This window comes from Streptococcus oralis (assembly GCF_019929365.1).
In the GTDB taxonomy this organism is placed as follows: domain Bacteria; phylum Bacillota; class Bacilli; order Lactobacillales; family Streptococcaceae; genus Streptococcus; species Streptococcus oralis_BT.
Genome location: NZ_JAHZPH010000008.1, coordinates 45,360 through 71,502 on the forward strand (window position 1 = coordinate 45,360; position 26,143 = coordinate 71,502).

20 protein-coding genes are annotated in these 26,143 nt (G+C 43.7%); 4 read left to right on the top strand and 16 right to left on the bottom strand.

What is annotated here, in order from left to right; translation table 11 throughout:
- Positions 1–3 precede the first annotated feature (3 nt).
- Positions 4–1,203 carry a phosphoglycerate kinase gene (locus tag K1I53_RS08585; RefSeq protein WP_001096770.1) on the bottom strand — a complete coding sequence of 400 codons (1,200 nt, stop codon included), beginning with the start codon at positions 1,201–1,203 and terminating at the stop codon, positions 4–6.
- Between the two features lie 144 nt (positions 1,204–1,347).
- Here K1I53_RS08585 and K1I53_RS08590 point away from each other — a divergent pair, with 144 nt between their 5' ends.
- The gene (locus tag K1I53_RS08590; protein WP_223329082.1) at positions 1,348–2,055 is read left to right on the top strand and encodes a hypothetical protein; all 708 of its coding nucleotides are present in this window, start codon (positions 1,348–1,350) and stop codon (positions 2,053–2,055) included.
- A 110-nt stretch (positions 2,056–2,165) separates the two neighbouring features.
- On the opposite strand, the gene K1I53_RS08595 is transcribed toward K1I53_RS08590, so the two are convergent.
- The gene (locus tag K1I53_RS08595) at positions 2,166–6,947 is read right to left on the bottom strand and encodes an endo-beta-N-acetylglucosaminidase (RefSeq protein ID WP_223329084.1); all 4,782 of its coding nucleotides are present in this window, start codon (positions 6,945–6,947) and stop codon (positions 2,166–2,168) included.
- Between the two features lie 341 nt (positions 6,948–7,288).
- Here K1I53_RS08595 and K1I53_RS08600 point away from each other — a divergent pair, with 341 nt between their 5' ends.
- Complete coding sequence (locus tag K1I53_RS08600) at positions 7,289–8,920, top strand: Na/Pi cotransporter family protein (RefSeq protein WP_223329085.1); 1,632 nt, start codon at positions 7,289–7,291, stop codon at positions 8,918–8,920.
- 95 nt (positions 8,921–9,015) lie between these two features.
- On the opposite strand, the gene K1I53_RS08605 is transcribed toward K1I53_RS08600, so the two are convergent.
- The 14 genes from K1I53_RS08605 to treP all read right to left on the bottom strand — a co-directional run bounded on the left by K1I53_RS08605 (position 9,016) and on the right by treP (position 20,589).
- On the bottom strand, positions 9,016–9,312 hold the full coding sequence (locus K1I53_RS08605; protein ID WP_061454562.1) for an enterocin immunity protein: 297 nt from the start codon (positions 9,310–9,312) through the stop codon (positions 9,016–9,018).
- A 21-nt stretch (positions 9,313–9,333) separates the two neighbouring features.
- Entirely contained in the window at positions 9,334–10,398 is a 1,065-nt protein-coding gene (pepA, locus tag K1I53_RS08610) for a glutamyl aminopeptidase (protein WP_223329086.1), read from the bottom strand.
- Between the two features lie 102 nt (positions 10,399–10,500).
- Entirely contained in the window at positions 10,501–10,752 is a 252-nt protein-coding gene (yidD, locus tag K1I53_RS08615) for a membrane protein insertion efficiency factor YidD (protein ID WP_061454564.1), read from the bottom strand.
- Positions 10,752–11,474: a pseudouridine synthase gene (locus K1I53_RS08620; RefSeq protein WP_061454565.1), complete on the bottom strand. Its 723-nt coding sequence runs from the start codon at positions 11,472–11,474 to the stop codon at positions 10,752–10,754. The genes yidD and K1I53_RS08620 overlap by 1 nt, the downstream gene beginning before the upstream one ends.
- Positions 11,461–12,030 carry an SMC-Scp complex subunit ScpB gene (scpB, locus tag K1I53_RS08625; protein ID WP_084948496.1) on the bottom strand — a complete coding sequence of 190 codons (570 nt, stop codon included), beginning with the start codon at positions 12,028–12,030 and terminating at the stop codon, positions 11,461–11,463. The genes K1I53_RS08620 and scpB overlap by 14 nt, the downstream gene beginning before the upstream one ends.
- Before the next feature lie 18 nt (positions 12,031–12,048).
- Positions 12,049–12,777 (bottom strand): segregation/condensation protein A, encoded by a 729-nt coding sequence (locus K1I53_RS08630; protein ID WP_223329087.1) that lies wholly within the window; start codon positions 12,775–12,777, stop codon positions 12,049–12,051.
- Positions 12,777–13,511, bottom strand: a complete 735-nt coding sequence (gene xerD / locus K1I53_RS08635) for a site-specific tyrosine recombinase XerD (RefSeq protein ID WP_317628097.1) — start codon at positions 13,509–13,511, stop codon at positions 12,777–12,779. The genes K1I53_RS08630 and xerD overlap by 1 nt, the downstream gene beginning before the upstream one ends.
- The gene (cbpB, locus tag K1I53_RS08640; RefSeq protein ID WP_084868929.1) at positions 13,508–13,969 is read right to left on the bottom strand and encodes a cyclic-di-AMP-binding protein CbpB; all 462 of its coding nucleotides are present in this window, start codon (positions 13,967–13,969) and stop codon (positions 13,508–13,510) included. The genes xerD and cbpB overlap by 4 nt, the downstream gene beginning before the upstream one ends.
- A complete protein-coding gene (locus tag K1I53_RS08645) occupies positions 13,966–14,487 on the bottom strand; it encodes a metallophosphoesterase (protein WP_223329090.1) in 522 nt (173 codons plus the stop codon). The genes cbpB and K1I53_RS08645 overlap by 4 nt, the downstream gene beginning before the upstream one ends.
- Complete coding sequence (locus K1I53_RS08650; protein WP_440138138.1) at positions 14,463–15,473, bottom strand: nucleoside-triphosphate diphosphatase; 1,011 nt, start codon at positions 15,471–15,473, stop codon at positions 14,463–14,465. The genes K1I53_RS08645 and K1I53_RS08650 overlap by 25 nt, the downstream gene beginning before the upstream one ends.
- On the bottom strand, positions 15,431–16,225 hold the full coding sequence (gene racE / locus K1I53_RS08655; RefSeq protein WP_125425160.1) for a glutamate racemase: 795 nt from the start codon (positions 16,223–16,225) through the stop codon (positions 15,431–15,433). The genes K1I53_RS08650 and racE overlap by 43 nt, the downstream gene beginning before the upstream one ends.
- Positions 16,226–16,425: 200 nt before the next feature.
- Positions 16,426–16,674 (bottom strand): YneF family protein, encoded by a 249-nt coding sequence (locus K1I53_RS08660; protein ID WP_223329092.1) that lies wholly within the window; start codon positions 16,672–16,674, stop codon positions 16,426–16,428.
- 258 nt (positions 16,675–16,932) lie between these two features.
- Positions 16,933–18,558 carry an alpha,alpha-phosphotrehalase gene (gene treC, locus K1I53_RS08665; protein WP_223329093.1) on the bottom strand — a complete coding sequence of 542 codons (1,626 nt, stop codon included), beginning with the start codon at positions 18,556–18,558 and terminating at the stop codon, positions 16,933–16,935.
- Positions 18,559–18,621: 63 nt separating this feature from the next.
- Positions 18,622–20,589 (bottom strand): PTS system trehalose-specific EIIBC component, encoded by a 1,968-nt coding sequence (gene treP / locus K1I53_RS08670; protein ID WP_223329095.1) that lies wholly within the window; start codon positions 20,587–20,589, stop codon positions 18,622–18,624.
- 184 nt (positions 20,590–20,773) lie between these two features.
- Between treP and treR the strand changes: the two genes are divergently transcribed.
- Together treR and K1I53_RS08680 are read left to right on the top strand one after the other, a co-directional pair.
- Positions 20,774–21,487: a trehalose operon repressor gene (treR, locus tag K1I53_RS08675; protein WP_000760677.1), complete on the top strand. Its 714-nt coding sequence runs from the start codon at positions 20,774–20,776 to the stop codon at positions 21,485–21,487.
- Between the two features lie 253 nt (positions 21,488–21,740).
- On the top strand, positions 21,741–26,143 hold a 4,403-nt coding region (locus K1I53_RS08680; protein WP_223329096.1), incomplete at its 3' end, for an SIALI-17 repeat-containing surface protein.

Sequence of the window (26,143 nt, forward strand, 5' to 3'; positions counted from 1 at the left end):
AGCTTATTTTTCAGTCAAAGCTGCAAGTCCTGGAAGAACTTTACCCTCAAGGAGTTCCATTGATGCTCCACCACCAGTAGAGATCCATGAGAACTTGTCTGCACGACCAAGGTTGATTGCTGCGGCAGCTGAGTCACCACCACCGATGATTGATTTCACGCCTGGTTGTTTCACGATAGCGTCCATCACACCGATTGTACCAGCTTGGAAGTCAGGGTTTTCAAATACACCCATAGGTCCGTTCCATACAACTGTTTTCGCACCAGTCAAGGCTTCGTCAAATTTAGCGATAGATTTAGGACCGATATCCAAACCAAGGAAGCCTGGATCAACTGCTTCACCTTCTGTGTCTTTCACCTCAGTGTAGTCAGCAAATGCGTTTGCTTCTTTTGAATCAACTGGCAAGATCAATTTGCCGTTTGCTTTTTCAAGAAGAGCTTTAGCGACATCCAATTTGTCTTCTTCTACAAGTGAGTTACCGATTTCGATACCTTGAGCTTTGTAGAATGTGTAAGTCATCCCACCACCGATAAGAACTTTATCAGCTTTTTCAAGCAAGTTTTCGATAACACCGATCTTGTCTGAAACTTTTGAACCACCAAGGATAGCCACGAATGGACGTTCTGGAGCTTCAACTGCTTCTTGGATGTAGGCAATTTCATTTTCAAGAAGGAAACCAGCAACTGCTTTTTCAACGTTTGCTGAGATACCAACGTTAGATGCGTGTGCACGGTGAGCTGTACCGAATGCATCGTTTACGAAGATACCATCTCCAAGAGATGCCCAGTATTTACCAAGTTCAGGATCATTTTTAGATTCTTTCTTGCCGTCAACATCTTCGAAACGAGTGTTTTCAACCAAGAGAACTTGTCCATCTTCAAGAGCGTTAACAGCGGCTTCCAATTCAGCACCACGTGTAACACCTGGGATAAATTTAACTTCTTGTCCCAATTTAGCAGCCAAGTCAGCAGCTACAGGAGCAAGTGATTTACCTTCTTTGTCTGCTTCTTCTTTTACACGTCCAAGGTGAGAGAAGAGGATTGCACGTCCACCTTGTTCAAGGATATACTTGATAGTTGGAAGAGCTGCAGTGATACGGTTGTCATTGGTAATCACGCCATCTTTAACAGGTACGTTGAAGTCAACACGAACGAGAACTTTTTTCCCTTTCAAGTCAACGTCTTTAACAGTCAATTTTGCCATTAGATATGACTCCTTCTTTTTTTATACGTGTTAATTATATCACAAAATCAACAAAAGAGATAGCAAAACCCTAAACTTTTCGAGTTCATTATTGCTCTTTATTTTTTATTATTTTATAATAAGAAATAAGATAAGGAGCTCTAAATGATGAAAAATACTCTGACAGTTAAGCAAAAAGAAGCCGATCAAGACCTCAATATCATTGCCATTTTGACAATTCTTTCGTTTATAGGATATCTCCTTTTCCAAAAACAAATACTTGATTTCTCTCACCAAACAGAGTTTCCTATCTGGATTCGTCTTCTTTTTCTCGCAACTCTTCAGTTTTGTGTTGCTGGATTGGGGACGAGCGTGGTAATGATTCGAAGAAAAGAAAGCTGGAAACAATATGGTTTGCTAGCTAAACACTTCCTCCCAACCCTCATTCAGACGGCTATTATCTGTCTCCCCTTACTTCTTTTTCTCATCAGTAGAGGACAGCTTCATTCCTATCTCCCTTTTCAATCCATCCTCATTGCCAAAGAAATTCTCACAAGTCCTTTCCCAACAAATGTCTTGGGCTTTCTCTTCACTGCTCTTGTTTGGGGATTCTGGGAAGGTTTTAATTATGTTGTCATTGCAAACAAAATCAACTGTCGCTTTCCATCACATCAAACTTGGCTTGATTACGGAGCCCTAACTTGTGCTCTGATCTGTCTGATGATTCATGGGATGATTAGCTTTCATCTCCATGCCATTTTAGAGGCCTTGTCTGTTTTTATCTTGATTTATGGTATGCTCGTTATTCAAAAGAGAACAGGCAACGCTTGGGGGTGTATTTTTATCTTCCTATTTATTTGGAATGCATTTTAACCCCCCAAAAACAAGATTTTCACTTCTTAAACTCAAAAAAGATTTGATTCTAGTTAGAATCAAATCTTTTTTTATTTTTCCCTCAAACGAATCAAGAAATCTTGAGTCGTTTAATCTTCTTTTTTCTTCCAAGCTACAAGTCCATAACCACTTAAAACTCCAAGAAGTCCAAGTGCTACTAGATTTGCATCTACTTCAGTACCTGTATTTGGAAGTTGTTTGCTTGCTGCTTCAACTTTGACAGGCACTTCTGCAGTTGGAGCATTTGTACTTGGTGTAGCTGGAAGTCCCTTTTCCTCTTTAGATAGAGTATCAGCATGAGGTTTGTCTGGACTTGGCATCACTTCTTTTGTTCCAACTTCGGTAATCTCTGGGATAGCTTCCTTAAGAACTTCAGTCAAACGAAGAGTGCGTTTGCCTTGGCTATCTACTTCTACAAAACGACGAACTTGGCCTTCAACTCCTGCTTGCACAACACGGCGTTGTCCTTTGAGAAGTTCGGAGTTTGGTCGCTCCTGACGTTCGAAGGAAATTGTCCCCTCTTCAATTTCCAGTTTCGGAGTTTCTAGCACTAAATCTTTCACACCTTCAGCTGGTTGGCTGCTCGATAGAACTTTTGTTCCAACTTCGGTGATTTCTGGGATAGCTTCCTTGAGAACCTCAGTCGAACGTAGAGTGCGTTTGCCCTGACCATCGACTTCTACAAAGCGACGAACTTGACCTTCCACTCCAGCTTGCACAACACGGCGTTGTCCTTTGAGAAGCTCGGCGTTTAGTCGTTCTTGACGTTCGAAGGCTGTTGTTTCAGTTTCAATAACTAGTTCAGGGAGGGCCTCAACCGTCGGGGCCACTTCATTTGGATCCATGCTACCAACATGATGGCTTTCTTCTGCAGGAGCTAGTTTCTTATTCAGCTTTTCTTTCATGTCCGCAAAGGCTTGTGGAGTTGGCATCTCTGAAGCCAACAAAGTTTCTGCTTGTTCAATCAACTCAGCTTTAGGATCTTTTTCACGGACGGATTCGAGCAAGCCTTCCAACTCTTCTCTAGCAGTCTGATAACGTTGATTTCCATCCAAGGCTGTCCCTGCTTGTTTCAACTCATTCAAAGACCGATTGACTTCTTCTTGGCTAGCATTATGGTTTTCTGCTACAGCTTTCGCTGCATTGAGCTTCTCTACTAGTGCTGCTTGTTTGTCCTCGCTTGAGAAGGTGTAGGCAAGGGTTGACTGACGACCTTGGGCAGCAGTGATTTCTTGTTTGAGGTACTCATCGTTAACAGCTGCTTTTGGAGAAACCAAGACATCAAACTCAGCGGTGTGCCCCTTGTAATGCAAGGTCAAGGTCTGACGACCAGTCTTTTGAGCATCGTAGCCCGTAATTTCAACACCTTGATCTGTGAACGTATGACTTTCTTCTGTCTCATCATCATAGAGAACGCCAAAGCGACCTTCTGCAAGATCCAGTTGCTCTCCTACTAGATAATCCGTTTTCGGTTTCTGAGTAATGTACAAACCTGCTACTTCTTTCGGCTTCCCTTCATCTTGACCAGTCACTTGTACGTTTAAGTCACCAGTAACTGGAAGTCCAAGGTAGCTGACTGTGAGCTTCTGTTCCCCTTTTTGATGAGCGTCATATCCAGAAACAGTCACACCTGAGTGAGTAAGGTTGATCAGCTCATCGGCTTGTCCCCCTTCGTATTGAACACGGAGGGTTCCGCCTCTGAGGTCAAGTTTTTCACCCTCTTTATAAACTATCTTCTTAGGCCCTTTTTCAAGGCTAACTGCAGCAATTTTTCTCTCATCCTGCGGAATTGCTACTGCCAAGGTGTTACTGATTTCTTTGCCAGGTAGTTGGGTACGATAGTAGAGGAGAGTTGGTTGCTTGTTAAAGCCCAATGGTGCTGTTACCAAGTCACCACCATTTTCAGACTTCAAAGTTGCAATCGGTGTTTGTGAATCAGCCTTGTCGTAAACGGTGATGGTTGCACCCGCTGGAACATCAGAGAAGCCTAGTTGAACTTGATGGTTTCCAAGTGAACGGGCAGCTACCTTAGCCATTGGAATATTTTGGCTTTCTGTATCCAAGGTTTCGTACATCTTCCAGTTATAGATACGAATGGCTTTCCAAGGTGTTCCGTTATCTGAAGTGATAACTTTAAGGCGCCAGTCTTGAGCAGTGATTGGTTTGTCAAGAGTGATATCCGTAACGTGCGCTTTATTGCCACGGACCTCCTTAGCTAACTTCCATTCACCATCCGCATCTTTATAATAAAGGTCAAAGTCTTTGGTGTTCATCAAACCGTCGTTTACGGATTCTCCACCAGCTCCCGCATGATCCATGACCCATCTAACAACGGTACGTGGCTTGGTCAAACGAATATCCACACTACCGCTCAACTGAGCTGAAGACCATTTATCTGACAAGCTAGTAATGGTACCGTTCAACATACCTTCAATGCTTTCTCCACCTTCAGTATTTGGGAAAGTGCTACCAATAACCGTTGCACCTGGAACAATATTTTCAGCCAAAGGTCTTGGGAGAGTTGTATCCTGAACTGTCATCCCCCAGTTAAAGGATGCCGTCGCCGCTTCAGAACGAAGGCCATTTTTACCAACTGCAACGACTTTCAGTTCCTGAGTCCTACCAGTCGCATTAGCAGAACGGCTAACTTTTGGCAAGTAGATGGTTGAAGCAGATGAACCTGTCAACAAACGCCAGTTATCCCCGTCTTTTTCGTAGACTTCATAGAAATCCGCATCTTGGTTACCCGAAAATTGAACAACCGCTTCAGCTTCTTGGGCATTCTTGAGAGATTGTTTCACTACAGAGAGACCTGTCGGGGCTTGTGGTGCTTGGTGATTGTCCGAAATTGTTAATTGTCCTAGGTTGAACTGATAATCTTTTACACCCCCTTCATGTTCGAAGAAGAGTTTGACTGCATAGATGGTTTTACCTGCTAGTGAGCTAAGGTCAAATTCTTCATTCTTCCAGTCATCAGAGAGAGTCAGTTCTTTCCATGCAGCTGCATCCTCAAATTTGTAGTCTGGAGTCGTAGAGAAGGCCATATGAACTTTAGAGCCTTTTCCTCCCTTGTGAGCAACACGAAGTTTGGTGTTTTCAGTCACTTCTAGTTTGGTAGAATACAAATTCACATCCTGGTCAGTCTTACCAGCTACATCACCTGAGAATTTAAGGGAGTTCCCACCATTATAGGCGTCTGTAAAGTCGTATTCTGCACGAAGTTTTTCCCCCGTTGAAGTCTGCCACCAGCGCCATGTTGGCAAGACACCTGAAACCGAACGGTAGTTCCACTCAGAATCCTTAGAAACTTTGCCGTCAACAAACCATTTTCTACCGTGGCCTGTATTAAAAGAGGTGGTGAAGGTCCGGCCCACTGCTGGTGTGCGGTCAGCAACTAAATTGGCAATCCCATACCACTCTTTGTCCGCTGGTTTTTGAGCCGTTGGATCTCCTTGGTAACCTGTGAAGAAGATGTCTTCGTTCTTGTGGTAGTCTTCGCCTGTTTTTCCTAGACTGGTAATCGTATCTGGTGCAAAAAGTCCTAACGACAAACGCAACTTACCTTTTTCATCTAAGAGGGCATCCCATTTGACTTTGGTCTTATAAGAACCACCCTGTTGCAATTCCAAGCCTGCAAAGACATCATATTGGCTACGCTCTAGCCATTTTGCCATCTCTACAGAATGGTCATTCTTTTCCTTGTTCCAGTTGAAGTTGGCGAAGAATTGATCTGCAGGGACTTTGTCGCCTTCTTTTTGCATGAACTGGTAGTTGTAATCACCTAGACCATCTTCGTGGTAACGACCGTATTTGTAGGTCATGGCATCGTACCAAGCATACTTGATTGGATGGTTGACTTTGGCTGCGTATTCTTTTGTATAGAGCATGAATTGGCGCATTTTTTCACCAAGAGGTTCTACCAAATCGCCCGTTGTTTCCTGGTTGATGAAATAGCCATCAAATCCGTAATACTTAGCAAGATCGACAAGTTTTCGTGCGATAGGGAAGGTGCCATCTGCATCTTGTTTCAAGGCAGCAGCAAATTTCTCTTGGTCGGCAATACTGTTTGACCAGTTGAAAAAGAGGGTTCCATAAACGGGAACTCCGTTGCGGTGGCCCGCATCAATGACATCTGGAGTAGGGACTAGGCCTTCCCAGAAGACCATTGAATCCAAGTATTGCCAGTAGTCAAAAGCATAGGCTTTAAATTCTTCGCCACCAACAGAAGCGTGGTCTTTAGCCTTTGAGTTGGTATTCGCTAGCGCCTGAACCTTGGCTCTTCTGCTTGCTTTTTCGTTAACCAACTGACCTCTGTGGCGCTTAGCGAGTTCAACAGAAGAACGGTTGATAGGATCATCCTCACGCGCACCCGGTTCCCATTTTAACAAATCTTCCCAAGTATCAAATTTGATTTCTTTAGGTCGGAGACTCTTTTCTTCATTTTTAGGAACGTCTGCCAGAGTCGGTTTGTCCGCTTTATTGTCAGCTACTTGAAGAGCTTCCTCAGACTTGATTCCTTCTTTGTCAGTTGGTTGAGTAGGTTTTTCAGCTTTTTCTGTCGGAGCTGGCTTTGCCTCTTCTTTTTCATTAACTAGATTAGTTATTGCTGGAGTGTTTTCTGAAATTGATTGCTCAGCTACTTTGTTTTCAGTTTCCTCTAATTGTTTTTCGATAGCTGCAGTATCTGGATTAGCAGTTTCACTCGCACTTGTCGCTTGTGTGCTCGTATTTGCAACTGCCTCAGGGACAGTAACCTGGTCAGCAAGAGCTGGGCTCGCAAATAGAGCTGAACCAATCATCAAGGAACAAGCTCCGACTGACAGCTTTCGAATACTGTAACGGCAACGTTTTTCAAAAAATAGATCTTTCATCTTATCCTCCTAACAAAATAAAAAGTAAGCGCTTTACTTTTTAGATAAACAGCAACTGTTCTTAGTGGACACCACCAGAACAGGATTATTTTCATTTTATCTTATATGAAAGCGATGTCAATCTATTTGACACAAAAACTATAACTAGGATAAGAAACAGTTAAATTTGGATATAATCCGTGCAGACATTTATACTTGAGGTAAGAACTCTATTTAAGGAAGAAATTTAAAAAAGTTAGCGATTTCTTACTAAAATATCAAGAAAACACTTGTGGGATTTCCTATTATCCTTTAAAATAGAATAGGAGGAATTCCGTTATTATTTTTCGGAGGAAAAAGAAATGTCCATTAATTGGCAGGAAATTTTATTTCACTTTTTAGGAGGTCTAGGACTGTTTTTATACAGTATCAAGACCATGGGAGACGGTTTGCAACAAGCTGCTGGAGATCGCCTTCGTTTTTACATTGACAAGTACACTAGCAATCCCTTTTTAGGTGTCCTAGTCGGGATTGTCGTGACTGCCCTGATTCAGTCAAGTACAGGGGTTACAGTTATCACGGTTGGGCTGGTCAGCGCTAGTCTTCTAACTCTTAGACAAGCTATCGGAATCATCATGGGAGCCAATATTGGAACCACCGTTACTTCCTTTATCATCGGCTTCAAGCTTGGCGAATATGCTTTACCCCTGATATTCCTTGGAACCATGTTCCTCTTCTTTACAAAAAATAGAACAGCAAACAATATCGGACGCATCCTATTTGGTGTTGGGGGAATCTTCTACGCCCTCAACCTCATCAGTGCCGGTATGAGCCCACTTAAAGATTTACCACAATTCAAGGAATATATGGTAACCTTGGGACAAAATCCTATTTTAGGAGTGGTAGCCGGTGCAGTGATTACCGTCCTTATCCAAGCTTCTTCTGCGACAATTGGGATTCTACAAGGCCTCTATGCCGGTGGGTTCCTTGATCTTAAAGGTTCTCTACCAGTTCTCTTTGGGGATAATATCGGGACAACCCTAACTGTTATCCTAGCGGCTGCTGGAGCCAATGTCTCTGCAAAGCGCGTTGCAGCAACCCACGTTACCTTTAACGTTTTAGGAACTATTCTTTGCTTAATCTTATTAGGCCCCTTCACTGCTATGATCGAGTACTTCCAGGCACTCCTTCACCTCTCACCTGAGATGACCATTGCCTTCTCTCACGGTGCCTTTAACGTAAGTAATACTATTGTACAATTTCCATTCATCGGAGCTTTGGCCTACTTTGTAACCAAGCTCATCCCTGGTGAAGATGAAGTTGTCAAGTACGAGCCCCTTTATCTCGACGAACAACTTATCCAGCAATCTCCTTCTATCGCACTAGGAAATGCAAAAAAAGAACTCTTGCACTTGGGGAATTATGCAGCTAAAGCTTTTGACCTTTCTTATAACTATATCATCGGTTTGGATGAAAAGGTAGCTGAAAAAGGACACAAAACAGAGGAGGCCATCAATACCATCGATGAAAAACTCACTCGTTACCTCATCAGGCTCTCAAGCGAATCCTTAAGTCAGAAAGAAAGCGAAGTGTTGACCAACATCCTAGATTCATCTCGTGATTTGGAACGGATTGGCGACCACGCAGAAGGTTTGCTCAACCTAACAGACTATCTCCAACGCAAAGATGTTCATTTTTCTGAAGCTGCTCTAGAGGAATTAGCTGATATCTATCGAAAAACTACTGAGTTTATCAAGGATGCCCTTGATAGTGTTGAGAACAATGATATTGAAAAAGCTCAAAGCCTGATTGAACGCCATAAAGAGATTAACAATATGGAACGCATTCTCAGAAAGACCCATATCAAGCGCCTTAACAAAGGCGAGTGTTCAACACAAGCAGGGGTCAACTTTATCGACATCATTTCCCACTACACTCGCGTATCTGACCACGCCATGAACCTAGCTGAAAAGGTCATTGCTGAACAAATTTAATAAACAAGAAGCCACCTTGACCTAGGTGGTTTTTTCGTCTCTTAATCAAGAATGGCTTTTCTGACGTATAAAAAATGCTTTGATTCACAATGGAATCAAAGCATTTTAAAGAGTTCCCCAAACATAATAGCAGAAACTGCGGTTCCTCTGTACTTGGCTTCTTCTCTTTTGATAAAGCGAGCTAAGTTGATCAATTCAGGTGCTGGGTGTTTGGGATTTCTGAACAGTTCAAGATTGACCAGGCCTGAGAGACGGACTGCTAGTAATTGCTCATTTGTAGTAGGTAGTTTTTTAGCAGTCTCTAGGAGAGCGGCGACTAACTCATCACTCAAGCCTTGACGGGCATGATTATAGAGATCTTTTATAAGGCTTTCTAGGTTTGGTTCTGTCATTTCGCTCACCTCTCTTATTCTTTAATAATTTTTAATCAAATCAACTGTTGAACGATCCAATTTTTTCACTAAGGCTTGCAAGAAAGCTTGAGCTTCTAAAAAGTCATCCATAGCGTAGAGGGTCTGGTGAGAATGGATATAACGAGCGCAAACACCGATAGTTGTTGATGGAACACCACCATTTTTCAGATGAGCTGCACCTGCATCCGTTCCGCCTTTACCACAGTAGTATTGGTACTTGATACCAGCTTCTTCAGCCGTTGTCAAAAGGAAATCCTTCATACCTGGGAGAAGCAAATGACCTGGATCGTAAAAACGAATCAAGGTACCGTCCCCAACCTTGCCTTGGCCGCCATAAACATCACCAGCAGGTGAGCAGTCAACTGCTAGGAAGACTTCTGGGTCAAACTTAGTTGTGGAAGTATGGGCACCACGGAGACCAACCTCTTCTTGGACGTTAGAACCAAGATAGAGTTCATTTCCGAGTTTTTGACCTGAAAGAGCTTCTGCCAACTCGCTTACCATGAGAACTCCGTAGCGATTGTCCCAAGCTTTTGAGATGATATTTTTTTCATTGGCTGTCAAGATCGCTGAACTATCTGGTACGATGGTGTCACCAGGACGGATGCCAAAGCTTTCTGCTTCAGCCTTATCCGCAAAACCACCATCAAAAATGATATCTGAAATAGCTGGCATGGTTGGTCCGCCCTTTCCACGAGTCAAATGTGGTGGAACAGATCCTGAAATCACGGGAATTTCACGACCATCACGAGTAAAGAGTTTAAAGCGTTGGCTGCTAACTACCATGGGATTCCAGCCACCGATTTCAACGACACGGAAGGTTCCATCTGGCTTAATCTCGCTGACCATAAAGCCAACTTCGTCCATATGAGAAGCGACTAAAACACGGGGCGCATCGGTAGCTTCTGAATGTTTGATACCAAAAATACCGCCCAAGCCATCTGTCACAACTTCATCCACATGCGGAGTCAACTTTTCACGGAGATAGGCACGGACAGGCGCTTCATGACCTGAGATCGCAGCAAGTTCTGTTACTTCTTTGATTTTTGAAAATAATGTTGTCATATCAGTTCCTTCTTTCTGTCCTCCATTTTACCACTTTTTATAGGAGAAGGATAGTGAAAATCTTAATCTGCCAACTTCCTTTCTAAAGTATACAAAAAAGAATCAGGCTGATTCTTTTTGTTTATGATTTCGTTTGAGTGAAAAGTGGTCTGGCACAGGATCCTTGCCTATTTTCGACCAAGGGTGGCAACGTAAAATCCGAGCTAAGCCCATCAAAACTCCCTTGAAGCCATGTTTTTCAATAGCTTCAATCATGTAATTTGAACAAGTGGGCTCAAAACGACAAGAGGGTGGAAAGACTGGTGAGATAAAGCGTTGGTAAAAGCGAACTGGCGCTATTAAGATTCGTTTCATTATTTCTTGGTTACAGCCATAGTATGCAGTTGGCTGATTTCTTTTTTGTTAAGACGACGGGATTCACCTGGACGAAGGCCTGTCAAATCTAAGTGTCCAAAACGAGTCCGAGACAACTTATCAACTTGGAGACCAACGGCTTCAAACATTTTTTTAACCTGATGATTGCGTCCTTCATGGATGGTCAACTGCACTACTGAGCGATTTTTGACTGGGTCCACTTTGAGAATCTCATAGACAGCAGGCTTGGTTTTCTTGCCATCAATCTCAAGACCACGGGTCAAGGGGCGGAGATTCTCTTTGTTGGCCACACCTTTAACACGCGCGACATAGACCTTGTCAATCTCATTACGCGGGTGAATCATTTCATCCGTAAAATCCCCATCATTGGTCAAAATCAAGACACCAGATGTATCCCAGTCCAAACGTCCCACAGGGTAGATGCGCTCTTTGACCTGTGGCAAGAGGTCCACAACAGTCTTGCGGCCCTTGTCATCTGTCACACTAGAAATCACTCCGCGGGGTTTATTGAGAAGATAGTAGACCTTTTCTTCGTTATAGATAGGTTGGCCTTCAACTTCAACCTTATCACCAGCCTTGATGGTCGTTGCTAGTTCACGCACCACTTGGCCGTTGACCGTCACCAAGCCTTGCTTGATCAACTCTTCTGCTTTTCTCCTACTGGCCACACCTGCGTGGGCAATATATTTATTGATTCTCATCTTCTTCTATCCTTTCACCAAATAATTGGCTTTCTTGGGCTTGAATCTCAAGCTCATCAATCACTGGTAATTCTTCCAAATGGTTAATTCCCATGTAATCTAGGAAATAATCCGTAGTCACATAGAGGTTGGGGCGACCCAACACTTCTTTTTTCCCATCTTCTCGTATCAAGTCAAAGGCCTGCAACTTTGCCAAAGCCCCACTCGAGTTAACCCCACGGATAGCATCAATTTCTATCCGCGTGATAGGCTGCTTGTAGGCAATGATGGACAAGGTTTCAAGAGCAGCCCGAGACAAACTTTGGTTGATGGGCGCCTTGGAGTATTCCTTCAAAATCTCTGCAAATTGAGGCTTGGTGACCAATCTGTAAGCTCCACCTGTCTCAATCAGAGACAAACTGGAATCTTGGTCTTTTTCATACTTCTGGGCTAATTTTTCTAAACTCTGTTGGATGCCTGTTGGTGGCAGAGAGAGGAGTTCAGCCAACTGACGGACCCGAATCCCATCTTCACCTGCTACAAACAAGAGCGCTTCTATTTCTGCTAAAGTACTCATCTTTCCTCTCTATCAAGTCTAGCTTTGTGCCTCTTGACTTTCTTCCTTCTTTTCCATGAGATAGATATCTCCGAAACTCTCCTCTTGCACGAGGATCAGTTCCTGAGTTTTGATTAACTCTAGGGTTGCCAAAAAGAGGGTAATAACCTCTTGGACATTCTGGGCTTCCTTGAACAAATCCTGCAAGCGCAACTGGTCTCGTCCAGTCAAGGACTCTTTTACGATGACCATCATGTCCTCAATCTTATACTCATCCCGCAAGATAGTTGTATGATTCTGAGCAAATTCCTCTTTTTTCTTGGCTAGGATATTTGAAAAAGCCAAAAAAAGGTCAATAGTCGTCTTGTCATGCACAAGCTCCGCATCCTCGTAAATCAACTCTGTTGGCGCTTTGGAATAGTACTGGGCCCGATCTTGGTGCTTAGCCTCCAAGTGCTCACCCAAGAGCTTGAACTTGCGGTATTCTTCGATTTGAGAGAGAAGGTCCTGCTCTAGGTCATCCTCCAAATCTGTCACTTCTGCTACCTTTGGCAAGAGCTTGCGACTCTTGATCAGCATCAGCTGACTGGCCATAACCATATACTCGCCCGTTACTTCCAGACGAATGGCCTGCAGGGTTGAGACATAGGCTAGATACTGTTCGATGACTTCTGTGATCGGCACATCGTAAATATCCATCTGATACTTAGAAACCAAGTGCAAGAGCAGGTCCAGGGGCCCTTCAAAATCTTTTAATTTAATATCCATTATCTATATTTTTCTAAGGTCAGGACTGTTTTTAATCCTAGTTTTTTTGCAATTTCGTACAAATCGACCTTCATTTCTATTTGTCTTAGAATGAACTGTTCACGTAGGGCTTGGGCTGATAGTTCTGGGAAACCTTTCTCCTTGACAAAGGACTCCAGCTGACGAAAGGCCCACTGACGAGAATAGGCTTTCCCTCCCCTTTCAAAGAGATAGGTCTGTCCCATCAAGGGTTCCAACTCTGAAATCAAGGGCGTAGGAATAGTGACAATCCTCTGTTGGGAAGCCTTGTTAATTCGCAACACCTGGAAATCCAGATTGATATCTGCAACCTTAAGGGCTAAAATCTCACTTGGCAAGAGCCCTATTTCCAAGATAAGAAGCGCCAACAAGCGTCCTTCTGGATAATTACTTTCCTGCCAAAAAGAGTCTAGGTCTAGAATTTCTGATTTTTCAATCTTCTTTTCAGCTTGTTTGGCTAATTCCAGGCGGTAAAAGCTGTCCACTTCTCCGTTTCGATAGAGAAAGTAGAGAAATTGATTACAGGCCGAAATCTTTCGCTTCTGGGCACTGATTTTTAGATTGGCTAGCTGGGATTGGTAAATCTTGAGACTGGTCTCAGAGATCCGCTCACCTACAATGTCTAAAAATTGCTCCAAATCATACTTATAAGACTGCTTGGAATTGGCAGACAAGCCCTGCTTTCCCTCTAAAAAGTCTGAAATCCTATCTCTCATTTGCATCGAATCTCATATTCCTTACTAAAGTCATGCAAGAGGGCATTGACGGCCTTGAGGATGGACTTGCGCGTGATGATTCCTTGGAAAATTCCTTCATCATCTACCACTGGCAAGAAGGGTTCATCCACCAGTTTATGGAGGACTTCAGTGATGTTATAGTCTGGAGCAACGACTGCTACATCTGTCTTGGTCATATTGACGATATCTATCGTTGCCATCTGCTCATCCGTCAAACCTTGCTCCATTTGATAAGCCAAAATATCTCTCAGGCCAATGGTTCCGACAAAGCGTTTGTCAAAGGTCACAACAGGAATACGCGTGTAGGTAATTTGACTCAGTACCAAAATTGCATGGTCAGCGTTATGGGTATCAATCAAAGCTGCTAAATTCTCTGCAGGAGTAAGAAAAGTCTCTTCCTGCTCCAGTAAAAATGCTTCAAATTCCTTAGCGATCATCTAGCAAACTCCTTGGACAAGCCTGGATAAATCTCATGATCACGTGTCAAAAAGTCTACTTTAAAATAGCTGTTATCAATTTCCACACGGGCATAGAGGCATTCTCTGATGGTTCCTCGTGGTTGGCTGATGGAGCCTGGATTTAAAAAGAGTGTCTTTCCTTCCATCCAAGCATTTGGCACATGCAAGTGACCATAGAGACAGATGTCTGCTTCTTCTTCCTGAGCCCAGTAATCCAACTTTTGAAAGTTGAAATTGATATCAAATAAGTGTCCGTGAGTCTGGATAATCTTGGTCGGACCAAGTTGTGTCACCAAACGTTCTGGGTAGCCAGCATAAAAGTCCATGTTTCCTTTTACGACATGGATACCCTCCCAGAGCGGAGAATCTGGACGGAGTTCTGAGTCACCATCGTGAAAAATGGCATCGACTTTACCCAGATAGCGGTCACGAATTTCTTCCACAATCAAGCTATCGCCATGGGAATCACTCATTACAATGATGGTTTGCTTTGCCATGATGGAAATACCTCCAAAAGTTTCTTAACTGCTAAGGCACGGTGGGATTGGTTATTTTTTTCTTCCAGGGTTAATTCAGCTGCTGACTTACCTGTCTCTCCCACAAGGAAAAGGGGATCATAGCCAAAGCCATTTTCACCCTTGGGTTCAAAGTTGATATAACCTGGCCAGTCAGCTTCAACAACCAAGCTTTCCTTGTTTGGACTGGCTACGACTAAGGTTGTGTGGAATTGAGCCGAGCGGTCCTTGAGGTCAAAGACCATGGCCAATTCGTGCAAGAGTTTGGCATTGTTTTCACGGTCGGTTGCTCCTACACCTGCAAAACGAGCTGACCAGACACCTGGCAAACCGCCGAGGACATCGACTTTGAGACCTGAGTCATCTGCCAAAACCATCTTGCCTGTTAATTGGGAAATGGTTTCTGCCTTGAGCCGGGCATTTTCTTCAAAGGTCATGCCTGTTTCTGCTACTTCAGGCAGCTCAGGATAGTCATTGAGATTTTCCACGTCGTAGCCTAGTTTGTCAAAGATAGCTCGGAATTCCTTGGTCTTGCCCTCGTTACGAGTCGCAATGAGCAGAGTTTCTCTAACCTTGCTAGTTTCAAAGAAGGCTTCTACATCAACTCCTTCTTTAGGCAATTCTACATGCAGGAGTTGCCCATTTTCAACCAAGAGCAGGGCTCCCTGACGTTGGATGACTTCCAGATTGCGGCCAGCTTCCGCATTTAAAATCTCAACGATAAAGGAGAGCAGACGGAAGTTAGAAGACCAGCGCATCACCGTTATCGTAATTGGAAAGCCATTTTCCTCATCGCGAAAAATCCGCGCTAAATCCATAAAATCAAGCTCAAGCGGATCTTTGATGAGACTGTAGATGCCTCCATAGACGTCCCAGACACCAACATACCAGTCCTGGTCGTCCTTGTATTCATAAATTTTGTTTGTCATAATGTTACATGCTCCACATGAATCTCTTTTTCCAGCCATTCTGCTCCTATTTGGGCAAAACTTTGGCTATTGGCTGTTGTGTAAAAACGATGTTGAAGAGGTCCCGCATCTCGACTACGATTGATTTCAAAATAGTTCAGCAAAACCGAGATATCCCGTACACACTCTGCCCCACTATCGATGAGCTGAACCTTTGGTCCCATGACATTCTGGATGATAGGGCGAAGGAGCGGATAATGAGTACAACCTAGAATCAGACTATCCACCTTGCCGACCAAGGGACGCAGGGTTTCATAAACTACTTTCTTGGTTACACTGGTTGATAAGGCACCAGACTCGACCAAGGGAGCAAACTTGGGACAGGCCAAACTTTCCACCTGTAAGTCTGGATCCAAATCATGGATTTTCTGACGGTAGATGTCTGATTGTACCGTCATGGGTGTTCCAATGACCCCGATTTTCCCGCCTTGACTGGACTTGATAGCTGCCGAAGCTCCTGGCAAAATCACGCCTAGGACAGGAATATCTAGTTGGGCCTTGATTTCTTCCCAGACGATCGCAGTCGCAGTATTACAAGCAATGACAATCATCTTGACATCCTTGGTCAAGAGAAAGTTGACCAACTGCCAAGTATATTCACGAATTTGCTCAGCAGGACGGGGACCATAGGGCGCCCGTGCCGAATCTCCAATATAGACGATTTCTTCATGGGGAAGCTGGCGCATGAGCTCACGAACAACAGTCAAGCCCCCGACACCCGAATCCAAAAAACCAATTGGTCGATTATCCATACAGTCTTCTTTCTAGTCTTTTTCTGATTGATAGTTCATCATGATTTTTTATCCTGAATAAACGGATAGACAGCTTGATAGAATGGCAACTGCCTCTCTCTTAATCATAATTAAATATCAATAGAATGCAAGGAAAAAGTCTTATCCTTGAGAACTATTGAACATAGTGAGAAGTCTGGAACTTTCATCCCAGACTTTTCCTATTTATTTTTTTTATTGTTAGCAAGGGCTGCTTTTTGTTGGCGGATGATTTGGTGGTAAACTTGTTGTACCTTGGCTTCGCTTGGTTTTTGACCATTTGCGCTCAAGAGAGCACGAACTGCCTCAGCGTTCAAACGTGGGTTGTCCGCAAATTCTTTTTCGATTTGCTTACGAACCAAGTACATCCCTCCAAGAGCTCCTCCTAGAAAAGCTAGCACAATCAAGATAATTGCTAAAAGTAAATCCATTCTTTTTCTCCTGTTTCTTTTTGAGTCTTCTATATTATACCACAAAGTGACTTTCCTGACTAGTTTGTTTTACGCTTTCAAGAAGGGTAATAGGCGACAAAAAAGGAGCCCTGCATTTCGATGAAAGAGAGCTCCTTGCTGCGTTTATGCTCAATGAAAATCAAAGAGCAAACTAGGAAGCTAGCCGCAGGTTGCTCAAAACACTGTTTTGAGGTTGCAGATAGAGCTGACGCGGTTTGAAGAGATTTTCGAAGAGTATTATTTTACATAAATAGCCAGTGTTTGATAAGGTTTGAGAAGAATTTTCTCAGCCACTTCTGTAGCTTCATAGTTAGAAAGCAAAATCTGTCCATTTTGGTAGACCACTGACAAGTCGATTTCCACTTCTGTGGCATAAAAGTTATTGAGGACTAGTAACTTTTCATTCTCATACTGGCGTTCAAAGGCATAGACTTGCTTACTGTCTTCAAAGGCCGGTTTGTAGCTTCCTTCTGAGATAATAGGCATTTCCTTACGAAGTCGAATCAAGTTTTGGTAGAAGGTAAAAATTGGGCCTTGGATTTCATTTTCTACGTTGATCTGAGGGTAGGATTTTCCTGCCTTCAGCCATGGAGTTCCTCTTGTGAAACCAGTATTTTCTGAAGCATCCCACTGCATGGGAATGCGTGAATTATCTCGTGACTTAGCCTGAATAATCTGGAAGGCTTCTTCCTGACTTTTCTCTTCTTTTAAGAGCATCTGGTAAGCATTAAGCGACTCTACATCCACATAATCAGCCATGGAATCATAGTCTGGGTCAACCATCCCAATTTCCTCACCCATGTAGATATAAGGCGTCCCACGTGACAGGTGAATGCTGGCTGCTAGCATGGTAGCCCCTTCCTTGCGGAAATGTTGAATATCGACAAAACGATTCAAGGCGCGTGGTTGATCGTGATTGTTCCAGAAAAGAGCGCTCCAGCCGTCTTTGTCACTCATCTCTTTGCCCCAGCTATGATAAAGACTTTTCAACTCTTCGAAATCAAAGGGAGCTAAAGTCCACTTTTGTCCGTCCTTGTAATCCACCTTGAGATGATGGAAATTAAAGGTCATGGATAATTCCTGACGGTCAGGCGAAGAATAGAGGACACAGTTTCCCATGGTTGTAGAGGACATTTCCCCAACTGTCATAAAACTATCATCTGTTCCAAAAGTGGCTTGGTTCATCATGCGCAAATAGTCATGAACGATGGGCTTGTCTGTGTAAGCTGGCTTCCCTTCATTTTCAGGACAGTCCACCAAGACCTCATCCTTGCCAATCAAATTGATCACATCAAATCGGAAACCTTTGACCCCCTTGTCACGCCAGAAATTAACAACCTTGAAAAGCTCCTTACGGACATTGGGATTGCGCCAATTAAGGTCAGCCTGGGTCTCATCAAAGAGGTGGAGGTAATATTTCCCCGTATCCCCGAAAGGTGCCCAGGCAGAGCCACCAAATTTAGACTGCCAGTCTGTCGGTTGGTCTTGGATGAAGAAAAAGTCTTGGTAGTACTGATCACCAGCTAGGGCTTTCTGAAACCATTCGTGTTCTGTCGAACAATGATTGAGCACCATATCCAGCATAAAGTCAATCTTATGCTCCTTACCGACACGCACCATCTCCTCAAAATCAGCCATATCACCAAAAAGAGGATCCACTGACATATAATCTGAAATATCGTAGCCATTATCCCGTTGGGGGCTTGGATAGAACGGATTGAGCCAGACCATATCCACGCCCAGTTTGGCTAGATAGGGGATTTTTTCAATAATTCCACGGAAATCCCCAATACCATTTCCAGTGGTGTCTTTGTATGATTTTGGATAGATTTGATAGACTACTTTTCTTTTATCAAGTGTCATCTGTTTCTCCTTTTCTGATAAAAGGGAGGAACCTGTGTTCCTTCCCTATTTGTGCTATTTTAATTAGATTCGTGTAGCGACCATGAGAGCTTCCCCAGCTTGGATAGCTGTTGGATAAGTTCCAGTGATAGTCGCTGTATAAGCATCTTGGTTAGTGATGATAACTGGAGTTTCTGTCACGAGACCTGCAGCCTTAATGACATCCATATCAAAACGAATCAATTTCTGACCTACTGTGACGTGGTCTCCTTGGGCTACAAGACTTTCAAAACCTTTGCCATCAAGACCTACTGTATCCATACCGATGTGAATGAGCAATTCTACCCCCTCATCAGAGACAATGCCAATAGCATGCTTAGTAGGGAAAAGAACCGTTACTGTCCCATTGACTGGAGAAGTCAACTCACCGTGGCTTGGTTCAATGACTAGACCTTGTCCCATAACACCTGATGCAAAAACAGGATCTGTCGCTTGACTCAATTCTTTTACTTGACCTGCAAGTGGGCTGACAATTTCTACTGGAGCAAGGGTTACTGGTTCATGACTGACAAATTCTGCCTCTTCTTGGGCAGCAAATTCTGCCTGTAAGGTTGTATCATCCTCTGTCTTTGTAAAGAGACCGACTTTGCGGAAGAAGAAAGTCAAGAGCATTGGTACAACAATAGCAACTAGCATGGTTCCTGCAAACGGCAGCATGTATTGAGGTTGAATAGAGAGGATACCTGGCAAACCACCGATACCAATAGAAGCCGCCGTTACATTGAAAGTAACGGACAACATGCCGGCAAGGGCCGAACCAATCATCCCAGCTACAAATGGATATATGTATTTGACATTAACCCCAAAGAGGGCTGGTTCTGTAACACCGAGATAGGCTGAAATGGTTGCAGGAAGTGAAACTTGAGCCTCACGCTCATCATGACGATGCATGAAATAATAGGCAAATACAGCAGAACCTTGGGCAATATTAGAAAGAGCAATCATTGGCCAGAGGGCAGTTCCACCAGCATCCGCAATCAATTGTGTGTCGATGGCATTGATCATATGGTGAAGACCTGTGATGACAAATGGAGCGTAGAGGGCGCCAAAAACCGCACCGAAGAGCCACTTAACAGGACCAGTTAATTCTGCCAACACAACTGCTGAAAGTCCTTGCCCAATTGTCCAACCGATTGGCCCCAATACAGTATGAGCCAAAATCAAAGCTGGAATCAATGACAAGAAAGGCACAAAAATCATGGAAATGACTTCTGGGATATGCTTGCGCCAGAAAATTTCAAGATAAGACAGACTCAAGCCTGCAAGCAAGGCTGGGATAACTTGAGCCTGGTAACCGATACGATTAACAGTAAAGTAGCCAAAATTCCATACCCAGTTGGCTGCGATTTCTTCGGTTGAAGTAGAAGCTACTAGATAGGCATTGAGCAACTGAGGTGAAACCAAACAGATTCCGAGTACAATTCCCAAGATTTGACTGGTTCCCATCTTACGAGAAACAGACCAGGTAATCCCTACTGGTAAGAACTGGAAGATAGCTTCACCAGGCAACCAGAGGAAGTGATTAACCCCTGCCCAAAACTGAGAGGATTCTGTGATGGTCTTGCCATCCAACATCGACCAATGAACACCTTCCAAGACATTACGGAAACCGAGGATCAAACCACCAACAATCAAGGCTGGAATAATCGGCGTAAAGATTTCTGCTAGAGTGGTCATGACACGTTGGACCAGGTTTTGATTGCTCTTAGCTGCGGACTTGGCTGCTTCTTTGGAGACACCCTCAATGCCTGAAACAGCTGTAAAATCATTATAAAAAATCGGCACGTCATTCCCAATAATCACCTGAAATTGACCCGCATTTGTAAAGGTCCCTTTGACGGCTGGAATCGACTCGATGACCTTGACATTGGCCTTCTTTTCGTCTCCGAGAACAAAACGCATCCGTGTCGCACAGTGGGTGACAGCAGTGACATTCTCCTTGCCTCCGATCGCCTGAAGCAGATCTTTAGCTTCTTGTTCAAATTTTCCCATTTGATTCTCCTTATATTTGTCAAAGCAAGCTTGACTTGATAGCTCTATTGTAAACGATACCAAACTTGTACGCAACTTGTTTGTGATAAAAAGAGGATATTTTTGGATATTTTCTAGCACTTGTATGGTAAAATAGATATAAGTATGTATAGAATAAGACTCAAAACTCATTTAAGGAAGCAAAATGAAAAAATACCAACAACTATTTAAGCAAATCCAAAAAACCATTCAAAACGAGACTTACGCTGTCGGAGATTTCCTCCCCAGTGAGCACGACCTCATGAATCAGTATCAGGTGAGCCGTGACACCGTCCGAAAAGCTCTGTCCCTCCTCCAAGAGGAAGGATTGATCAAAAAGATAAGGGGGCAAGGTTCCCAAGTCGTCAAAGAAGAAACGGTCAATTTCCCTGTCTCCAACCTAACCAGCTACCAAGAACTGGTCCAGGAACTTGGACTTCGCTCTAAGACTAATGTCGTCAGCCTGGACAAGATCATTATCGATAAAAAATCCTCACTGATAACCGGCTTTCCAGAGTTTCGGATGGTTTGGAAGGTAGTCCGCCAGCGTGTGGTGGATGATCTGGTATCGGTTCTGGATACGGACTATCTGGATATGGAACTGGTCCCAAATCTCACTCGCCAAATCGCTGAGCAGTCTATCTACTCGTATATAGAGGACAACCTCAAACTCCTTATTGATTATGCTCAGAAAGAAATCACCATTGACCACACTAGCGATCGAGACAAGATTCTCATGGATATTGGCAAAGACCCTTATGTCGTTTCAATCAAGTCAAAAGTCTATCTCCAAGACGGGCGCCAGTTTCAATTCACCGAAAGTCGCCATAAATTAGAAAAATTTCACTTTGTTGACTTTGCCAAAAGACATCCGAAATAAATACCTACAGTTGGGGATACTCTCAACTGTTTTTTAGTAGTAAACGATCTAGTTGATAGTTGGAAAAGAGGAGCTGCTTGCTACTTATTCTACTATTTTAAGAAAAAACAACAGCAAATATGTATCTTATTAAAAAGCTCTTGACAAATGCTAAACGACCATTAGAATGGGAGGTGAGGAGATAAATAGAAACAAAATAAACGAAACTGCTTCATGTAATGTAAGCGATTTCGGATAAATAAAGGAGAGTTTTATGAAAAAACACTTTTGGGAGAAATCCTGTCGCTATAGCATCCGCAAGCTGACGGTTGGGACTGCCTCTGTTTTACTGGGGGCTGTTTTTCTAGTCAACCATACTGTAGCCGCAGACAGTGTTGAGGTCAAACAAACTGAACCAACCTCTGTCGAAGCTATCACTAAGCCTGATAGTGAACCCAAAGCAGTTGAAGCTACTGAAACTACAAATCCGTCTCTAGCCGAGAGTCCAGTAGTTTCCGAAAGCAAGCCAGCTGAGGAGACTCAGACGACAAATAGTCAAGCTAGTGAAGAAGCTATTGTAGAAACAAACGAAAACAAGGAGAGCAAGAAGACAGAACTGCCAGTGACAAAGCAAGAAAACTATCAACTCAACTACGATCAACCAACACCCCCTTCCTATGACGGTTGGGAAAAGCAGGCTCTCCCAGTTGGGAATGGAGAGATGGGAGCCAAGGTCTTTGGTCTGATTGGGGAAGAGAGAATCCAGTATAACGAAAAAACCCTCTGGTCAGGAGGTCCTCAACCTGATAGCACCGATTATAACGGAGGGAACTATCAGGAGCGCTACAAGGTCTTGGCGGAGATTCGTAAAGCCCTCGAAGCTGGAGACCGCCAAAAAGCAAAACAGCTCGCTGAACAAAATCTAGTTGGACCAAACAACGCCCAGTATGGACGTTACCTAGCCTTTGGTGATATCTTCATGGTCTTCAATAACCAGAAAAAAGGGCTGGATACTGTAACAGATTATCATCGTGGTTTGGATATCACAGAAGCCACTACGACAACTTCTTACACCCAAGATGGGACCACCTTCAAACGCGAAACCTTCTCCAGCTATCCTGATGATGTCACTGTGACCCACTTGACCAAAAAAGGAAACAAGACACTTGACTTTACCCTTTGGAACAGCTTGACAGAAGACTTGCTTGCTAATGGCAACTACTCTTGGGAATATTCCAACTATAAGAACGGTCATGTCACTACAGATGCAAACGGAATCCTTCTAAAGGGGACTGTCAAAGATAACGGCCTAAAATTTGCATCCTATCTAGGAATTAAAACGGACGGAAAGGTGACTGTTCAGGATGAGACACTAACCGTTACAGGCGCAAGCTATGCAACCCTCTATCTCAGTGCCAAGACTAATTTTGCTCAAAATCCAAAAACCAATTATCGAAAAGACATTGATCTCGAAAAAACGGTTAAAGGGATTGTCGAAGCAGCTAAGGCCAAAGACTACGAGACACTAAAAAAGGCCCATATCAAGGACTATCAAAGTCTCTTTAACCGCGTTAAACTAAACCTAGGCGGAACCAAGACTACTCAAACGACAAAAGAGGCCCTTCAAGGCTATAACCCTAGCAAAGGGCAAAAACTGGAAGAACTCTTCTTCCAATACGGACGTTATCTACTGATTAGTTCGTCTCGTGATCGGACAGATGCCCTGCCTGCCAACCTCCAAGGAGTATGGAATGCTGTAGACAATCCACCTTGGAACGCTGACTACCACCTCAATGTCAATTTGCAAATGAACTATTGGCCAGCCTACATGAGCAACCTTGCTGAAACAGCCAAGCCAATGATCAATTATATTGACGACATGCGTTACTACGGCCGTATCGCTGCTAAGGAATACGCAGGTATCGAATCCAAAGACGGACAAGAAAATGGTTGGCTGGTCCACACTCAAGCAACACCATTTGGTTGGACAACTCCTGGTTGGAATTACTACTGGGGTTGGTCTCCAGCAGCTAATGCCTGGATGATGCAGAACGTCTATGACTACTATAAATTCACCAAGGATGAGACTTATCTCAAAGAAAAGATTTATCCTATGTTGAAAGAGACTGCTAAGTTCTGGAACTCCTTCTTGCATTATGACCAGGCCAGTGACCGTTGGGTATCTTCTCCATCCTACTCACCAGAACACGGTACCATCACCATCGGAAACACCTTTGACCAGTCGCTAGTTTGGCAGCTATTCCACGACTACATGGAAGTCGCTAACCATCTGAAAGTCGACCAAGACTTAGTCACAGAGGTCAAGGCTAAATTTGACAAACTAAAACCACTTCATATCAACAATGAGGGCCGCATCAAGGAATGGTACGAAGAAGACAGTCCGCAATTCACTAATGAAGGGATTGAAAATAACCACCGCCACGTTTCCCATCTAGTTGGTCTCTTCCCAGGTACGCTCTTTAGCAAGGACCAGGCTGAATACCTAGAGGCTGCGCGTGCTACTTTAAACCACCGTGGAGATGGTGGTACTGGTTGGTCTAAGGCTAATAAAATCAACCTCTGGGCTCGTCTCTTGGACGGTAACCGTGCCCATCGCTTACTCGCTGAACAGCTCAAATACTCAACCCTAGAAAACCTTTGGGATACCCACGCGCCTTTCCAAATCGACGGAAACTTTGGAGCAACTAGTGGGATGGCAGAAATGCTCCTCCAATCTCATACTGGCTATATTGCGCCATTGCCAGCCCTTCCAGATGCTTGGAAAGACGGTCAAGTTTCTGGCTTAATTGCCCGTGGTAACTTTGAAGTCAGCATGAAGTGGAAAGATAAAAACCTTCAAAGCTTGTCCTTCCTTTCAAATGTCGGTGGAGATCTAGTTGTAGACTATCCAAATATCGAAGCCAGTCAGGTTAAGATCAATGGCAATGCAGTAAAGGCAACTATCCTCAAAGATGGCCGCATCCAACTAGCAACACAAAAAGATGACGTCATTACCTTTGAACATTTCCCTGGTCGTGTAACCAGTCTGACAGCAGTTCGACAAAATGGAGTCACTGCCGAACTTACCTTTAACCAAGTAGAAGGCGCTACCCACTATGTCATCCAAAGACAAGTGAAAGACGCGTCTGGTCAAGCCTCTGCAAGCAGAGAATTTGTAGCCAATCAAACCCACTTTATTGACCGATCACTGGATCCTCAACTCGCCTACACTTATACTGTAAAGGCTATGCTGGGCGAACTTGCCACACAAGTTTCTGAACAGGTTACTGTTGAAACCTATAGCGAGTTGATGGACGACCGAGATAGCCGTATCCAGTACGGAGCTGCCTTTGGAAACTGGGCAGACTCAGAATTATTTGGAGGAACAGAAAAATTTGCTGACCTTTCAAAAGGGTACTACACAGACGAAGACATCACTGCCACCATTCCTTTCACTGGTGTTGGTATCGAAATCTATGGACTAAAATCGTCCGAACTAGGTCTTGCTACTGCTAAAATTGACGGAAAAGAAGTTGGAGAACTTGATTTCCATACTGCTGGGGCAACTGAAAAAGGCAGCCTCATCGGCCGCTTTACAGGATTATCTGACAGACCTCACACATTGACTCTTCGTGTTAAACGTGAGCACAAAGGACGTGGTAGTGAGCGCTCGAAAATTTCATTAGACTACTTCAAGATTCTAGCAGGAACAGACAATTCAATTGAAAAAATAGATGATCGTGATTCGCGTATCCAGTATGGTTCCCAGTTTAAGGACTGGTCTGACCCTGAACTCTACGGTGGTACGGAAAAATACGCTGATATTAACAACAGCGACCCAAGTACTGCTTCAGAAGCTCAGGCAACCATTTCCTTTACTGGTACAGGCATTCGTATCTATGGTTTGAAAAGCCTTGCCCTTGGACGAGCACGTGTTACACTAGATGGCAAAGAAATGCCAAGTCTAGACTTCTACACTTCAGGTGCAACTGAAAAGAGAGCTTTTATTGGCGAATTTACAAATCTCACTGACGGTCCGCATACCCTGACATTACAAGTTGATCCAGATTCGCCAGAAGGTCGCAAGAAAATCTCTCTAGACTCCTTTGATATCATCAAAGCCCCAGCTGTTGGTTTAGATAGCCCTAGCATCGCGCCTCTTAAGGAAAATGACAAAACCATTTCCTTAAGCCTACCAGCTGGAGATTGGGAAGCCATCGCAGTGACCTTCCCAGGTGTCAAAGATCCTCTAGTTTTGCGTAAGGTGGATGAAACGCATCTGGTTACAAGTGGGGATCAGACTATCCTATCAATCCAAGACAATCAAGTTCAAATCCCAATCCCTGACGAAACCAATCGCAAAGCTGGAAATGCCATTGAAGCTTATACCATTCAAGGAAATACCACAAGCAGCCCTATCGTAGCCGTCTTTACTAAAAAGGATGAGAAAAAGGTTGACGAGAGTCAGCCAACTACAAGCAAGGGGGACGAACCAGCTCCTACTGTTGAAATTCCGGAATACACTGATCCTATCGGAACAGCAGGTCAAGAGGAAGCACCTACTGTTGAAAAACCTGAATACACCAAGCCTATCGGGACTGCAGGGCAAGAAGATGCGCCTACTGTTGAAAAACCTGAGTACACCGAGCCTTTCGGAACGGCAGGGCAAGAAGATGC